This is a genomic window from Streptomyces sp. NBC_00223, from assembly GCF_036199905.1.
Lineage (GTDB): Bacteria > Actinomycetota > Actinomycetes > Streptomycetales > Streptomycetaceae > Actinacidiphila.
In genome coordinates this window covers 2095227-2108260 of the sequence record NZ_CP108109.1, presented here as the reverse complement: position 1 = coordinate 2108260, position 13034 = coordinate 2095227, and the positions used below count along the sequence as shown (strand labels likewise).

The window sequence follows — 13034 nt, the reverse complement described above, 5'->3', positions numbered from 1 at the left end:
CGGTGCCGGTCACGGCTGGCGGCCTCCCCTGCGGCGGCGGGCCGGCGCGGGGCGCCGCTCACGCGGCCCGGCGAAGCCCTCAGGCCCCGGGTCGTCCAGCTCCTCGTACCGCAGCCGGCGGCCCGGCACCGGATCGGCGCCCCCGTTCCGGGCGGCCGAGCGCACCACGAGCCCTTCGGTCACCGGCGGCGCGGCGGCCCGGCTCACCCCGGCGAGCGGGGCGCGCACCCGCACGCCGAGCGACGCCTTGAGTTCTCCGCCGAGCGCCGACCACACGTCGGCGGCGGCCGGCGCGTCCAGCCGTGCCCCGCTGGCGTCCAGACCCACCGTCAGGCCCAGCTCCGCGAGGGAACCGGTCAGCAGCCGCTCCGGCAGCGCGTCGACGGCCACCAGGGTGGCCAGCACCTGCGAGAGCAGCCGGTGCTCGTCCTGCGGGCGGCTCGCCCACGCGGTGACCAGGAAGGTCAGCTCGAACCAGCGCGGCGGGGTGCGCCGCGCCACCACGTACCCGTCCTCGTCGTGGACCTCCCCGGCGCCGCTGCCGCGCCGGGTGGCGTCCTCCCGGATGTCGTACAGGAACACGCAGACCGTGGGGGCGTTGCGGCGGGCCGCCCACTCGCGGGTGGGCGCGTCGAAGACGATCTCGACGCCGGACGCTTCGAGCCCGGACTCGGCGAGCAGGCCGCGCAGGGCCTCGTCGACCTCGTGGATCACCGGCGGTTCACCTCGTCGGGCGGCTGCATGGTGCCGTCCACCACCAGGAAGCCGGTCTTCACCGCGGAGAACCCGGAGCCCCGCGCGGTGATGGTCCGCGGCCCCGTCTGGTCCTTGGCGAGGATGAGCAGCTGTCCGATGAACGTGCCGTCAGGGCCCGGCACGGTGGGCACGGCGGCCGCGGTGATCCCCGGGTTCCAGGTGAACCGCACCGGAACCCCCGGCGGGAAGTCCTTGCCGCGTACGGAGGTGACGAAGCCGGGCTTGCCGATGTCCGGTACGGCGACGATCCGCGGCTGGAGGATGCGCAGCGTCGTGTGCGCCTTGTTGTCGCCCGGGTCGGCGTCCGTCCCGGTGGTGGTGAGGACACCCGTGATCCGCGCGGTCAGCGCGTGGTCGGGGGCGAGCACCACCTGTACGGTGTCGGCGGCGCCCGGTGCCAGGTCCGGCAGCGCGCACAACCAGGAGGTGTCGCAGCCGGGCGGCGGCCCGCCGTTCGGGATGCCGGCCGGCAGTCCGAGGCGCAGCCGCAGCCCGGTCGCCGTCGCGTCGCGGCCGTTGCGCACGGTGTACGTAACCACGACCCGGCCGCCCACGTATCCCGGGTTCGGCCGGGCGGTGACACGGACCCCCGGCCCCGCCTTCGGCGCGGGCGCTGTGGGGGGCGTCGTCGGGGGCGGACTCGGCGGGGACGTGGGCGGCGAGGTCGGCGGGGACGTCGGGGGAGACGTGGGCGGGGACGTCGGGGGGGACGTCGGCGGAGCGGCGTCCTGCACCGGCACCACGGTGCTGGCGGTGTTGTCGCCCGGCTGCGGGTCGAGGACGTCGCCGGCCACCGACCAGTCCACCGGCTGGTCGCCGACGATGCTCCCGGTGAGCGTCACGGTCACCGGCACGCTCGTGCCGGGCGCCACCACCCCCATGTCGCACTGGAGGGACACGGCGTCGCAACTGCCGCCGGGGAAGTCGACCCCGGTGACCGTCACACCGGGCGGCGGAACGAAGGTGAGCGTGGTGTCCGGCGAGGCGGCCGGACCGCTGTTGACGACGTCGAGGCCGATCTGGGCGGCCGTGCCGACGGTCACCGGGGGCACCGTGTCCGGGGCGCGCACCGACAGGTCCGCCAACGGCTGGACGCTGGGCTCCTTCTGACGGCCCGGCAGATCCGCCGTCAGCGGTGTCAGAGCCCCGCTCGCGACGTCCACCAGGCTGAGTTTTTCCGGGGAGTCGGCGGGCAGACCGTTGCGGGAGCTGATGACCAGCCCGGTGCCGTCCTCCGTCCAGGCCGCGTCGCGCGGCTGGTGCGGTCCGGTGACCGAGGTGTCGGGCAGTTCCTGCCGGCAGGCGTCGGCGGTGCCCCGGGCGGCCTCGGGCAGTACGACCTCGCAGTCGTCGCCGGACGCCGAGGCGAGCAGGATGCCGTTGCGCTCGTCGACCACCCCGCCGCCGTTCTTCCGGTTGAAGGTGAGGGAGCGCCCGTCCGGGGAGAACGACGGGCTGTCGTCGATGACCGCGCAGGTGCCGGGGCAGATCAGCGCGCTGAAGTCGCGCTCCTGGTCGAGGCTGTTCAACGGCACGGTCCAGATGTGCTTGCTGCCGCCGACCCCGTCGATCACCTCGTCACGGGTGAAGGCCAGCGTCGTGCCGTCCGCGGACCAGGTGGGCTGGGCGTCGCCGCCCGGCTGCCCGTCCGGCGGGATCTCGTACAGGATCGCGCCGGTGGTGAAGTCGGCGATCAGGACGCGGCCGGGTCCCGAAGCCGAGCCGACGCCGCCCGGCGAGGTCCGGGTGAAGGCGAGGTACCTGCCGTCCGGGGAGACGGCGGGGTCGGTGTCCCAGTCGTCCGCACCCCGCCCGGCCAGGTCCATCGGCTCCGGGTGGGAGCCGTCGGCGTCCACCGTCCAGATCCGCTCGATCCGCCGCCCGTCCGAGCCGTCCTCGAACCGGGTGACCACGATGCGCCGGCCGTCGGGCGTGTAGCTCTGCCGCTCGGTCCACGGGTCGTATCCGGCCGCCGGCTGGAAGAGCGGGTCCTTCGACGGGTCGGTGTTGGTGTCGGCCGCCGGGTCCTCGTTCAGCAGGGCCAGTCCGAGGTCGCGCGGGTCGGCGCCGTCCGCGCGGATGTCCTGGAGGGTCACCACGTGCGGCCCGGACGCGGTGGTGCGGTCCACCACCGGATAGCCGCCGTCCAGCGGGCCGACCCACGTCGCCGAGCCGACTTCCCGGTCCTCGCTGAGCACCAGCTCCGGGGTGTCGGCGGAGTGGGCCGGCGCCCGGAAGACATGCTCCCAGTCGCCCTCGCAGCCACAGGTGCGGTCGGGGCTGAGGAACAGCACCCCGTCCCCGTCGGGCAGCCAGGCTGCCCCGTGGGTCCGCCACTGTGCCTGGTCGCCCGCCAGCAGCGGCTGGTCCCCGGCGTCCCCGCCGGTCACCCTCAGCCGCGGGCCCGTCGCCGCGTCGGCGGTGAAGGTGTACGCGAGGAGGTCCCGGTGCGCCGGGTCGTCCACCGGATTCCACACGGGCTCCGTCGCCGTACCGCCGTTCGCGCCGGTGATCCGGGTCGCGGCTCCGCCGGCCGGCGGGCGTACGTAGATCTGCTGCCCGAGCGCGGGATCGCCGTTGCCGGAGTACGCCAGAAGCGTCCCGTCCGGTGACACGGTCGGGCTCTCCTCGTCGGACGGCGTGTCGGTCAGCCGGGTCAGGCCGGTGCCGTCGGTGCGCACCAGCCACAGGTCGCGCTGCGTCCCGCCGTCCGGGCCGCCCGGTTCCGCCGAGTCGAACACCACGGCCGCGCCGTCCGGGGTCAGCCGCGGATGGGCCGCGTCCCGGCCGCTGGTCAGCTTGCGCACCGACCCGTCGGCGGCCCGCAGGTAGACCTGCGGACACTTCTCGTCGCGCCGGCTCGTGAACACCAGCGTGTCCCCGAGGGCGGCGGGATCGACGTCGAAGTGCGTGGGGCCCGCCCCGAACAGCGGGTCGCTGGACGTGGTGGTGGCGACCCGGCCGAGGCTGCGGTGGTCGGTGCCGGCGTAGGCGATCCGGGTGGCGGAGGTGTCCGCCAGGGGAACGGCCGTCACGTCGTCCGACGCCGGCCGGGGCTCGGAGTCGCCGGAGGCGGAGGCCACCGTCCCCGCGAGCAGCGGGACCAGCAGGAGCAGCGACACGCCGAATCCGCCCAGTCGGCGCTGCCTGCCCGGGCCAGCCGTGCCGTCCACGTCCACCTCGCAGTCTCCGGACACCTGGATGTGCCCCTGGATGTCCCCCTGGATGTGCTCCGTCACTGTGCGGCACGCGCTCGTGCGCGCGGCAGGGCGGCCGGTCCGTGCCCGGGGGAAGCACGGGCTGTGCTTTCGGGCAGGGCCCGGGGCCGGGCGGGCTTTCGGGCAGCGCCCGGGGCCGGGCGGGCTTTCGGGCAGCGCCCGGGGCCGGGCGGGCTTTCGGGCAGGGCCCGGGGCCGGGCCGACCCCCGGCCGGTCAGATCAGCCCGTTGCGCAGCGCGTACCCGACCGCGTGGGCCCGGTTGCGCAGATGGAGCCGCGTGGTGATCTCGTGCAGCACGTTCTTGACGGTCCGTTCCGAGTACGAGGTCGTCTGCGCGATCTCCGCGGTGTCGAGCCCCTCCGACACCAGGCGGAGCATGTCGGCCTCGCGCGTGGAGAGCGCGGACAGCGACAGACCGCGCGGATCGAGCGTCGAACGCTGGAAGTTGCCGACCTGGGTCAGCAGCGTGCCGAGCAGGTCGCCGGGCAGGACGCCTTCGTTGTTGGCCATCGCGAGCACCAGGTGCAGCAGCCGGTCCTGGTTCGCCTCGGCGCGCCGCAGCACCCCGGTGACACCGCACTCGACCACGCGTTGCAGCGCCGTGGAGTCGAACGTGCCGACCACCAGGCCGGTTCTGGTGGCGGAGTTGCGCCGCATCCGCTGCAACAGGGCGATGACGGCGTCGTCCACGGCGTCGACGATCACGAGCGAGGTCTGCGCCCGTTCCGCGTCGGCTTCGGTGAGCAACTCGACCTCGGGGCGCTGGCGCAGTTGGTGCACGACGCCGATGTACAGGACCTGGTCCTGGGCGTGGACGGCCACGCTCACACGCGGCGTCCGGTCGGCCGGGACAGAGACGGACAGGTGGGGTGCGGGGACGGACACGTGAGGTGCGGGGACGAGCGGGGTGTCTTTCGCGGAGCCGGACATATCGATGCGTTCCACTTCGTGACGATGGTCGGGCAGGAGCGGGAACTGCGGGAACGGCAAGGCGTGGAAGCGAGGTGGGGGAGCGGGGGAGGGGAAGCGAGGTGGGGAGCGTCGGTGGGGGAGCGAGGCGGGAAGCGGGGGCGTGGGCGTGGGCGTGGACGTGGACGTGGGTGTGGAAGCGAGGCGGGGGCGTCGGTCCGGCGGGGCGCGTACGGCGCGGATCCGCCTCAACCGGCGGGCCGTTCGAGGCGGCCGCCCTTGACCACCCGGGGCACGCCGACTGCCCCGGTGTTGCCCTCGTACCTCTCCTCGCGCCCCGGCCGCGGTCCTACCGTCGTGGCGTGACGCCACCCACAGCCTCTTCCGGAGCCGGAGCGCCGGGACTCGACATCCCGGCGGTGACGGTGATGCCCGGCGGTACCGCCTCGACCGTCCTGACCGTCCGCAATGACACCGACATCGTCGAGGCGTACACCTTGGAGGTCGTCGGCGACTGCGCGGCCTGGGCCGCCGTCGAACCCGAGCGCGTCTCCCTCTACCCGGGCACCTCCGAGACGGTGACCATCCGACTGAACCCGCCGCGTTCCCCCGAGGTGCGGGCCGGTGACATCCCCCTGGGCGTACGGGTGCTGCCCGCCGAACACCCCGAGTCCGTCACGGTGCCCGAAACCACCGTGCACGTCGAGGAGTTCCATGAACTCCGCGCCGAACTGCTGCCGCACCGCCGACGCGGCTGGCTGCGGGGCCGCTACCGGCTGGCCGTACGCAACGAGGGCAACTCCCCGGCCCAGGTGGCCTTCACACCAGAACAGGCGGGAGAGGAACTGCGGTTCGCGTTCTCGCCCACCGAACTGCGACTGGAACCGGGGGAGTCGGCGCAGACCCTGCTGCGGGTACGCGCGACCGGCCGGCCGATCTGGTTCGGCAAGCCGGTGGTCTGGCCGTTCACCGTGCACGTCAGCGACACCTCGGTGGCGCAGGGCACCGATCGGGCCGCGGCCGGACAACCGCCGCTGCTGGAGGCGCAGTTCGTCCAGATCCCGGTCTTCCCCAAGTGGCTGCTCGCCCTGCTCGCACTCCTGATCGCGCTGGTACTCGCCTGGTTCGCCCTGGTGCGTCCGGTGGTGCGCAGCACGGCCAAGCAGGCCGCCGACGCGGTGGCGCATCAGAGCCCCACACCCGTCGGCACCCGGAACGGGCAGCCGCCACCCGATGGCTCCGGCCCGGGCACCAGCTCCCCGCAGGCCGGCGGCGCGACCGCGCAGCCGGGCAAGGGAACGGCATCCGGCGGAACCGGCGGTACGGCGGGCGGCGGCGGGCAGCAGAGCTCGGCCACCATCGACGTGCAGGTGTCCGGCGGGAAGAGCAAGACCGGCGACTACGTGGTGCCCCCGGGCAAGGTCTTCGGCGTCACGGACATCGTCGTCGCCAACTTCCAGGGCGACGAAGGGGTGATGACCATCGCTTTCGGCGACCGGAAGATCACCACCATCGCACTGGAGACTTTTCGCAACCAGGACTACCACTGGGTCACCCCCATCGAGATCCCTGAGAACGCGACCGTCACGGTGAACGTGACCTGCGCGAAGCCGGGCACACCGGCCACCGGGCGTCAGGCACAGCAGTGCCACGAGATCCTGAACGTGAGTGGTGTGCTCATCGACACGCAACCCTGACGTGCAACTCGTGGGACATCGTTCGCCTGGTGAGGCGCGAGAGGAAGGGGCAAGCGCGGCTCCGTCCGAAAATCGACTGGCGGTCTTCCGCGGTCCCAAGGAGCCGGCCGGGACTCGGCGTTCCCGAACGCGGTTGCCCGGTAAGGCTTTCCGCGCGCTGTCGTCCCGGCCGCCCGGTGCGTCGGCGGAAGTGGGTTGGCCTGTTCTCGACCGGCTTGTTTCACGGACGCGCACGCCGGTGAAGTGCTCCAACGCGCCTGTTGCGAGCCGCGGTCGGCCCGGTTCGAGCCGGAGCGTGTCCGGCCCCCGCCCGCCCGTCCGATGCGCCGGCGCGAGTGCCCCGCGGCGCGCCCCTCCGCAGGAGTCGTCACGGTCGCGGGGCCGTCGTCTCTGTGACCGCGCCTTCGAGAGCCCGGCCGAAGCGCTGCCGAAGCCCTGCCGGGCCGCCACGCAAAGGGGCGGTCCGCCGACAGATGGCGGACCGCCCCGGGCGTCCGGCGGCTACGGCCTCCGGATGCCCGATGTGTGTGGCCTTGCGGCCTGATCCCGGTCGGACGACCGGGCCGGTGTCACGAGAAGCGCGGCTTGCCCGCGGCCTGCCAGGAAGTGGCACCCGTGTCGTAGTTCGCTCTGACCACGACCGCTCCGACGTTCCAGGCGCTCAGATCCTGGTCGAACGAGGAGGCATTGAAGAACGTGGTGTTCATGTCCGTCACGCGGGAGGTCTTCCACCCGCCGATGGGCTGGTTGAAGGCCAGGGCCCTGGAGAACGTCGCGCTCAGGGTGGTCACGTGGGAGGTGTCCCACCCGCCGATGGGCTGGTTGAACGACGACGCACCGAAGAACGTACTGTCCAGGTCGGTCACCTGCGAGGTGTTCCACCCGCCGATGGGCTGGTTGAACGCGGTGGCCGTGGCGAAGGTGCCGCCCAGGCTGGTCACGTGGGACGTGTCCCAGCCGCCGATGGGCTGGTCGAACGACGAGGCTCCGTAGAACAGGGAGTCCATGGTCGTCACGTGGGAGGTGTCCCAGTCACCGATGGGCTGGTCGAACGACGACGCGCTGTAGAACGTGCTGTCCAGGTCGGTCACGTGGGAGGTGTCCCACCCGCCGATCGGCTGGTCGAACGACGAGGCCCAGCGGAACGTGCCCTGGAGGGTGGTCACGTGGGAGGTGTCCCAGCCGCTGATGTCGCCGTTGAACGAGCCGGCGCCGCTGAAGGTGTAGGCGAGCGTGGTCACACCGGGCGGGGGCGTCGCCACCGAGGTGAGGTTGGAGGCGTCCTGGAACGCCCCGCTGAGGTCGGTCGTACCGGTCCCGGCGTCCCAGCGGTCCACCCGGGTCAGGCAGTCCGCGCCGGAGGCCGGCGCGTGCAGGGCCGGGATGGTGCCGGTCAGGGTCACCTCGTGGACGCCCGCGGTGGTGAAGGTGCGTGTCGGGGCGTCGGACAGGGCGACCGGGGCGTCGCCGTCACCCCAGGAGATGGTTCCGTCGGCGCCCGGCGTCGACAGCGTGACCGGGTCCTCGATGTCGCAGTACGCGGCGGAGGTGTCGAAGACGAGGCGCAGCGACGGGGTGTCGGACGACGGGTCCGGCGTCGTCGGGGTGGACGTGGGAGTCGGGGTCGGCGTGGGGGTGGGCGTCGGAGTCGAGGTCGGGGTCGAGGTCGGGGTGGGCTTGGGGGTGGGCGTCGGAGTCGGCTTCGGGGTCGGCTTGGGGACGGTGACGGTGAAGGAGGACGACGCCTTCTCCAGGGCCCACGTCGCCTTCTTCGACAGAACCCGGTACGTCCCGGCCGCCTTCGGCGTGGTGTACGAAAGGGTCTGCGACCCGCCGGTCGTCTTCGCGGTCACCGTGGTGACAGCCTTCCAGGACGAGCCCGACTTGACCTGGAGGGCCACCTTCTGGCCGAAGACCGGTGACACCGCCACCGAGACCTTCTTGGTGGTCACGGCGGGCTTGGACACCTTCACGGACGACGCCACGACCTTGGTGGTCCTGGCCGCCGTGACGGTGGCGCCCTTGTGCCGGAGCACCTGGTACTGCATCTTGTACGCGCCCGGCTTCGCCACGAGCTTGCCCGGCACCAGGGAGACACAGGCATTGCCCTTCTTCGGCTTCGCCGAAGTGGTCTTCCATGCCTTGCCCACCAGGACCCGCGCCCGGATCGTCACAGCGTCACGGATGTTCGTCGGACAGACCTTGACCGCCTGAGCCCGGCTCAGGGAGGACCCCGAAGGCGACACCCGCACGCCGGGCTTGGTTGACACGGCCTGCGCCGGTATCGCCGTGCCCACCAGACCGAGTACCACGGCAACCACCACCGCGGCACCGTTTCCCACAGACAGTCTTCGCATGAACCGGTCTCCAACACAGAGGGACAGAGTGACCGGAATTGATCACCTGGTCGGAGAACCGTACTGGCCCTTGGCCTCGCAAAACACCCCCTTCGGCAGCTCATATACGGCGGCGACACCTGATACATCCGGATTGAGACCGATCCATGCCGGTTCTGCCGCCCGAAATCACCCCGCTGGCACGATACCTTCCGCCCCAACCTCCCCTCCTGACCGATCACATCAGGCCACCAGGTCAGCCCGCGGCCCGGAGGGGCGCTTCGAGCGGGCGGCTAGTGATGGCCGGCGGTGGCGAGTTCGTCTTCGAGGTCGACGACGGTCACCTGGTTGAGTTCGATGGCGTATTGGGCGCCGAGGAAGTAGTGGCGTTGGGGGTGGTTGAAGGGGATGATCGCCTGTTTCATTGCGGTGCCGCCTGGGGTGCGGGCGGGTGTGATGGTGAATCCGGAGATCGTGTAGGGGGTGCCGAGCATTCCGACCACACGTGGTGCGGCGACGCGCATGGCGACGAAGGCGTTGCGCTTGAGGTGGGGGCACAGGTCGATGGCGGTTTTGGCGTGGCGCAGGCAGACGGGCGGCTGGAAGGTCCGCAGGCCCTCCAACTGGCTCGCTTCGGGGTGGCCTTGGGTGCTGGGGACGTCGATGAAGAGGGTGCCGTGTTCGTTGTGGCTGGGCTGGTTTTTGCAGACGTGGCAGAGCATGTGGGTGGCGCATTCGCGCTGGCGGGAGGGATGGACCTGTTTCCAGTGGGGTTTGCCGGTGGGCCAGTTGGTGGGGTTGCGGGTTTGGGTGACGCGGGCGTAGAGGATTCCGCTGGGGTCGCGGTCGTCGTCGTGTTCGTCGGCGTAGCACAGTCCCAGGCCGTTGCGGAACGGCCGCAGGGCGAGGGAGTGGTCGGAGACGTCGTGCTCGTTCTCGCGCAGGGTGATGAAGGGGACGGGGGTCACGGGTCGGGGTCTTCCTGTGGGTGGCGGCGGTGTTGCGGGCGGAGGGTGCTGGCCGGTCCTCCGCCCGCGGTGCGTGTGCGCTATGCGGCGGTGCGGGTGAGGTGGTCGGTCAGGCGCGCGATGTACGGGAGGGGGAGGCCGTGCAGGAGGATGGCGGCTTCCTCGCGGCACCGGGGGCAGTACGGGGTGTAGGCGGCGTCGACGTCGCCGCCGCCGGTGACGGTCTTCACCGCGTCGGTGATGCGTGCGGCCAGCGCCTCGCACCCCTGGGGGTCGTCGGAGTAGTCGGGGCCGTTTCCGGTCTCGCCGGTCAGCAGGCGCAGGAGGGTGCCGACGTCGGGCACGTCGATGGCGCCGAAGACCACGGTTCCGGCGTCGACGTTGACCTGTTCCGCGTTGAGGCCGTGGGCGACGAGGGCGAAGCGCAGGTCGTCGGCGGCCAGGTGCAGGCGGGTGTGGCCGGTGGTGATGAGGTCGGCCAGGCGGGACACGGTGGCGTGATCGGCGTCGCCCAGGGGGTAGCGGGGTCCGTCAACCCCGGTGCGGGGCGTGCCGGGGTTCAGCTCCAGGCCGACCGCGCGTGCGGTCTCCCGCAGCCGGTGAGCGGCACTGCCGGAGACGGGCGCGACGACGGGCACGGGGGTGCTGTGCCGGGCGGCGACGATGAGCTCGGCCAGCGCGCGCACCGCCACCTCGTCCGCCTCCCCCAGCAACACCCGACCCCCGCCGGAGGCGTCGCCGGACTCCTGGGGCGACAGGTGAAGGCCGGCGGTACGGGCCACGGTCATCAGCCGCACCCGCGCCCGGACGCCGGCCGAGTACGGCCCGCCGACGTGGGACGCGGCGACGGCGGCGGTGTCATTACCGTCGAGTAAAGGGGCTGACGAGGTGTGATGAATCGAGTGCAAGGTCATTCCTCTGCTCGTGATGGGGCGCTCCGGTAGCGGACGCAACCGGAGAAGTCAGTACGTGGCAGGCGTTGCCCGCCGGGTTACGGGCACGGCGTCGGCCCTGGCCGGGGCCCGCCAGCTCAACGGGGGAGATCCAGCAGTTGAGATCATCGGCCTCAGCGGGCAGGGGCGGCCGGGCCGTACCAAGCCTTCGCAGGCTTCCGTTCCAGGGCGCTGGTTCTTCACGCGCTCACCGCGTCTCGCCAGTCCGAGACAGAACGCGGGTCCTGTAATCCTCGGTGGCCCGGGGCCGGCCCCTCTCGATCCGCAGACGCTGAAGGCTGCTGCCGAACGGTACTGCCCTCGACCGTGAGCCTCGCCCAGACCACCTTCCCCGGCCGCGGAGCCACAACGGCGTACCCCCACCTGCCCTCGCTGAGCCCAGCGACCAGTTGAAGACCACGTCCGTTCTCGGCATCGAGAGAAACGTCGCGCAGCACGGGGAGTTGGTCGTTCTGGTCGCGGACGCAGATGACCAACTCGTGCGTAGCGACCCACAGGAACAGCGCGCACATCCGAACCTTCGGCTGGCCACCGCTCGGGTCGAAGGGTTCAGCGAAGTCGGCACCGGCATGCCGTACGGCGTTGGTCACCAACTCGTCCACGATGACGAGGGCGTCGGCCACCACACTGCGGAGTAGCCCCCACCGACGCAGTACATCCCGCGCGTGTGCAAGGGCGTACCGAGTGGCGGAGGACTCGCAGGCCAAGTCCAGCGTGCTTTGGAAGCCGGAAGCCACGGTCACACCTCTCGCCTGTGTGCGGGGACCTGGCGAAGTGAAGTCCACAGGTCCGGGAGCAAAACTGCTGTCCTGGAAAGTGAACGAGGCATCGGCTGCTCGCGGGAGGAAACTCCCCTGATCGCTCGATCACGGGCAACCGGAAACTTTCTGGGGCGATCGGCCCCCGATCTTCACTCAGTGCGGACGACATGGCTACCGTGGGTGGCGTGGCAGGCAACGAACTGTTTCAGCGCAAGATGGCCGAGAAGGGCCTCACGCAGGTTGAGTTGGCCGAGGCGCTCAATGACTGGTTACAGGCACACGGACACGAGGGCACCGTCAGCGACCGAGTGGTGAGGTACTGGCTGACCGGAAAGACTCGTCGACCGTGGGAACGCACTCGGCTTGCCTTACAGGCAGTATTCGGGTGTTCCCTGGAGGAGTTGGGCTTCGTGCCACCAGCTCGTACCAGTCCGTCACGCCCCTCGGAGCAGCCCGTGAACCGCAGGTCGTTCCTTTCCGTAACTACTGCCACCGCCAGTTCGCCGCTCATGGGAACCGCTCCCTCGTCAGTGGGCTTCACAGAGGTCATGGTCATCCGCCGCAAGCTCGACGCCTTGAACGCTCTGGACCAGACGCAGGGCGGCCATGACGGCTTGGAGCGGGCGGCGTTGGACACGGCAGCCGAGGCCCTTTCGTTTCAGCAGAGGGCAGCCAGCCAGCGCATGAGGCGGAGGCTGTTCAGTCTGGCGGCCGATCTGACGGCCACGGCAGCGTGGACAGCCCTCGACGCCAGACAGTTCGTACGTGCCCGAAAGCACTTGGACCAGGCGCTGAGCCTGGCCGGCCTGGGGCAGGACAGCGTGACGGAACTCCGCGTGTGGAAGACGCTGGCGATGCTCGGCTTCAACACGCACCAGTACACGGACTCGTTGGCAGCGGCTCAGGCCGCCCAGCGGACAGGTGTCGCCCGCCGCGACCCGATGTACGCGGCGATCGGCCACACTCAAGCCGCGGTAGGTCACGCGGCTCTGGGCGATCGTCAATCAACTCTGCGCAGCCTCGGCTACGCAGAGGAGTCTCTTGCCAAGGTGACCGTTGACGAGCGGCCTACATGGGTTGCCTTCTTCGGCCCTGGGGAGCTGTACTCGGTGGTCGCCAGCACACAGCAGCACCTGTCGCGGCCGGCGGAAGCTGAAGCCGCGTCGTACCGTGCGCTCACAGCTCTTCCTGAGCAATTCCGTCGTAACCGGGCCTCTGTCACTGCCCGACTCGCCATCTCGCTCGTGCACCAAGGAGAGATCGAGCAGGGGTGTGCCAAGGCTGAGGAGGTCTTCCAACTCATGGATGGCCACCCGCTCCCGGGCCGTCTGCGATCCTTGATCGGCGACTTCTACCGTGACCTCCTCACTATGGCTCCGGACACCAATGCGGCGCATGAGTGGGGGGACCGCTTCCGAACGGAATGGATTTAAGC

The 13034-nt window shown here is 71.2% G+C and carries 9 protein-coding genes; 2 read left to right on the top strand and 7 right to left on the bottom strand.

The annotated features are described in order from the left end of the window. Positions 1–9: 9 nt before the first annotated feature. The 3 genes from OHA30_RS08800 to OHA30_RS08790 all read right to left on the bottom strand — a co-directional run bounded on the left by OHA30_RS08800 (position 10) and on the right by OHA30_RS08790 (position 4905). Positions 10–714, bottom strand: coding sequence for a DUF4255 domain-containing protein (locus OHA30_RS08800; protein WP_328913248.1), 705 nt, complete (start codon positions 712–714; stop codon positions 10–12). Continuing rightward, positions 711–3929 carry a hypothetical protein gene (locus OHA30_RS08795; RefSeq protein WP_328917788.1) on the bottom strand — a complete coding sequence of 1073 codons (3219 nt, stop codon included), beginning with the start codon at positions 3927–3929 and terminating at the stop codon, positions 711–713. The genes OHA30_RS08800 and OHA30_RS08795 overlap by 4 nt, the downstream gene beginning before the upstream one ends. Positions 3930–4188: 259 nt before the next feature. Next, positions 4189–4905 (bottom strand): helix-turn-helix transcriptional regulator, encoded by a 717-nt coding sequence (locus OHA30_RS08790; RefSeq protein ID WP_405786132.1) that lies wholly within the window; start codon positions 4903–4905, stop codon positions 4189–4191. Positions 4906–5294: 389 nt separating this feature from the next. On the opposite strand from OHA30_RS08790, the gene OHA30_RS08785 reads away from it, so the two are divergent. Next, positions 5295–6581, top strand: a complete 1287-nt coding sequence (locus tag OHA30_RS08785) for a COG1470 family protein (protein WP_328917787.1) — start codon at positions 5295–5297, stop codon at positions 6579–6581. 569 nt (positions 6582–7150) lie between these two features. On the opposite strand, the gene OHA30_RS08780 is transcribed toward OHA30_RS08785, so the two are convergent. From OHA30_RS08780 to OHA30_RS33930, 4 genes are all read right to left on the bottom strand, one after another. Continuing rightward, complete coding sequence (locus OHA30_RS08780) at positions 7151–8755, bottom strand: BspA family leucine-rich repeat surface protein (RefSeq protein WP_328913247.1); 1605 nt, start codon at positions 8753–8755, stop codon at positions 7151–7153. A 455-nt stretch (positions 8756–9210) separates the two neighbouring features. Beyond that, positions 9211–9885, bottom strand: a complete 675-nt coding sequence (locus OHA30_RS08775) for a hypothetical protein (RefSeq protein WP_328913246.1) — start codon at positions 9883–9885, stop codon at positions 9211–9213. A gap of 80 nt (positions 9886–9965) precedes the next feature. Next, positions 9966–10793, bottom strand: coding sequence for a hypothetical protein (locus OHA30_RS08770; RefSeq protein WP_328913245.1), 828 nt, complete (start codon positions 10791–10793; stop codon positions 9966–9968). A gap of 224 nt (positions 10794–11017) precedes the next feature. Continuing rightward, positions 11018–11575 (bottom strand): ATP-binding protein, encoded by a 558-nt coding sequence (locus OHA30_RS33930; protein ID WP_443045042.1) that lies wholly within the window; start codon positions 11573–11575, stop codon positions 11018–11020. A gap of 209 nt (positions 11576–11784) precedes the next feature. On the opposite strand from OHA30_RS33930, the gene OHA30_RS08765 reads away from it, so the two are divergent. Then, a complete protein-coding gene (locus OHA30_RS08765; protein WP_328913244.1) occupies positions 11785–13032 on the top strand; it encodes an XRE family transcriptional regulator in 1248 nt (415 codons plus the stop codon). Positions 13033–13034: the final 2 nt, after the last annotated feature.